The organism is Chryseobacterium oryctis (assembly GCF_025971925.1).
Classification (GTDB): Bacteria; Bacteroidota; Bacteroidia; order Flavobacteriales; family Weeksellaceae; genus Chryseobacterium; species Chryseobacterium oryctis.
In genome coordinates, this window is sequence record NZ_JAPDHV010000015.1 from 1 (window position 1) to 1,805 (window position 1,805).

The 1,805-nt window shown below is 34.8% G+C and carries 1 protein-coding gene, 1 tRNA gene and 1 pseudogene; 1 reads left to right on the forward strand and 2 read right to left on the reverse strand.

Features of this window, described 5'->3' with window-relative positions:
- Window positions 1-58 precede the first annotated feature (58 nt).
- Together OH806_RS16505 and OH806_RS16510 are read right to left on the reverse strand one after the other, a co-directional pair.
- Window positions 59-135: transfer RNA gene (locus tag OH806_RS16505), tRNA-Leu, on the reverse strand.
- A 77-nt stretch (window positions 136-212) separates the two neighbouring features.
- Window positions 213-1,271: pseudogene (locus OH806_RS16510) on the reverse strand (CHC2 zinc finger domain-containing protein); the annotation flags it as partial.
- A 155-nt stretch (window positions 1,272-1,426) separates the two neighbouring features.
- Between OH806_RS16510 and OH806_RS16515 the strand changes: the two are divergent.
- Complete coding sequence (locus OH806_RS16515; protein ID WP_264744781.1) at window positions 1,427-1,762, forward strand: helix-turn-helix domain-containing protein; 336 nt, start codon at window positions 1,427-1,429, stop codon at window positions 1,760-1,762.
- The last annotated feature ends 43 nt before the right edge of the window (window positions 1,763-1,805 follow it).

Genomic DNA, 1,805 nt, shown 5'->3' on the forward strand with positions numbered 1-1,805 from the left:
GCAGATTTATTTGGGGAGTTGGAGGGAAGCTTCACTTCGTCCGATTTACTTTTTTTCGCAGAAAGGAAGGGACTCGAACCCTCGGTGTAATGGAACTGGTGTTTGAGACCAGCACGTCTACCAATTCCGCTTTCTTCAGATGAAAAAATAAATTTTCTTTCTTCTAAAAGCTTTGTAAATATTTCTTCATTATGAAGTTGCAAGGTTTCGTTGATATCTTTATTGGGCAGTTCTACAAATGATGTATTTAGTTTTTGGTGTTTGGTTTTTAGTAATTCTGCATATTTCTTAACTGCTTTTCTTCCTGCATCGTCGTTGTCAAAACAGAAAATAATTTCTTTAGATTCTTCGCTTTGCTCAGAATGACACCAGTTTTTTATCGCCTGTAAAATCTCTTCGTTTAATCCGTTGGTTCCAAAGCAACTTATCACTTCGACAAGCTCAGTGTGACAGCCTTTTTGGATAATTTCTTTTATCTGAAGTAAACTTGCACAATCTATAATTGCTTCTGTAAGAATGAGTTTTTTTGTTTCTGATTTCGGATAGTTGGGATAAATTCCGGAACGGTTTTTTAAGTAAAAATGTTTTCCGTTTTTGTTCTCTACGATTGCCCTAAAATATAGGCTGACGATTTTGTTTTCTTTATTTTTCAGCGGAAAAACAATGCATTTGTTTCCAAAAACCTGATAGGCTTTTTCCTTCGTTCTGTTGTTGATGAGCCCTTTATCTAATAATAAACCTGCTTCTAAAGCATTTTGTATTAATTGCCAGTCTTTCCTCGTTCCGTGATGGAACTGACCCGAGTTGTAACCAATCTCTAAAATGCTGTTGTCGAGATTTCGCTTTTCTATATATTGTTTTGCAGGAGTGGAGCAGTAGAGGGCTTTTCTAAAATACCCAAACATATTTTCTAAAAAAAAGGCAGACTTTTCTCCTGAGAAATCAGTCTGCCCAAGGTTCTCCGCAGTACCTCTAGTATTTTTAATTATTAATTTTCCGTTATTTATTAAAAGGCTTTCAGCCTTTTTTATCGCTTCATGTTTTGATAAGACTGAGCCTGTCGAAGTCTCGTAATCTTCTATAAACTGTATTACGTCTCCGGTTTTTCCGCAAGCGTGGCATTTGTAAAAGTTCTTTTCCAGATTCACCTGAAGACTTGCCGTTTTGTCTTCGTGATAAAAACAATGAAGCATATTATTTTTTGGCTGTAAATTGTAATGTTGCAGAACTTCGGATAAACTTAATCGTTCTTTGATTGCGGAGATTTCCATAGAATAAAATTTTAAAAAAATATTTCATCTGATAAATACCTCACAAATCTAACTCATTTAACTTTTATACACAAGCATTATTGTATTTTTATCTAACCTATAAGTTGTTTATATTTGCTTATTCTTAGTTTATAACTCATAAAAACGACTTATTTATGGCTTTTGCAGACAGATTAGCTTTTGCTAGAAAACAAAAAAAAATGAAGCAAAGCGACCTTGGTAAAATGGTCGGAACTTCTGGTGATATTATCGGGAAGTATGAGCGTGGAGAAAATGTACCGTCCATTGATGTCGCGACTAAAATTGCCGATGCTTTGGGCGTAACTCTGGACTATCTTGTAAAAGACGGAGAGTATGAGCAGATTGATAACGATACTCTGAAAAAACTAAAAGCTATACAGGAACTCGACAGCGATACCAAAGCTCATATTTTTGCAACTATCGATGCTTTTATTAAAGCCGCCAAACTTAAAAATATTGCTGCATTATAAAAACAAAAAAAACCACTGCGAGAGCAGTGGTTTTTTATTGTTA